The organism is Robertmurraya beringensis (assembly GCF_042433785.1).
Lineage (GTDB): Bacteria > Bacillota > Bacilli > Bacillales > Cytobacillaceae > Robertmurraya_A > Robertmurraya_A beringensis.
In genome coordinates this window covers 1-500 of record NZ_JBHLUU010000033.1, presented here as the reverse complement: position 1 = coordinate 500, position 500 = coordinate 1, and the positions used below count along the sequence as shown (strand labels likewise).

At 36.4% G+C, this 500-nt stretch carries 1 pseudogene; it reads right to left on the bottom strand.

The annotated features are described in order from the left end of the window. Positions 1 to 500 (bottom strand): annotated as a pseudogene (locus ACFFHF_RS11730) (Tn3 family transposase); the annotation flags it as partial.

The window sequence follows — 500 nt, the reverse complement described above, 5'->3', positions numbered from 1 at the left end:
GTTTTTGCAGTAAGTCTAAATAATCATAGTCGGCAGGGCGTGCAAGCTCCTGAGCTTCTTCGACCGAAGAGACAAAAGAATTCCATTCGATAACGGATTCTAAAACCTCAAAAACGTCTAATTTTTCATGTTTTGCTTTGATTAAAGCTTGTCCGATGTTCGTAAAGTGTATAACTTTCTCATTCAGCTTTTTACCGTTTTGTTTCTGAATTTCCTCTTGAGCCTTACGGCCTTTTGATAACAGACTAAGTATTTGTCTATCATGAATTTCAAAAGCTTTATCCGTTAACTCTTGAGTAAGATGTAATAAATAGACGGTTAATATCGAATATCGCTTATTTTCTTGAAAGTCACGGAATGCATATGGCTCATATCTTGAGCCTAAGCGAGATAGTTGTAACAGGCGATTGCGATGCAAATGACTAATTTGTACCGTTTCTAATTCCATTCCTCGTATGTATTCGAGTCGTTCTATTACTTTTAGAAATGTTTCGGGTGAA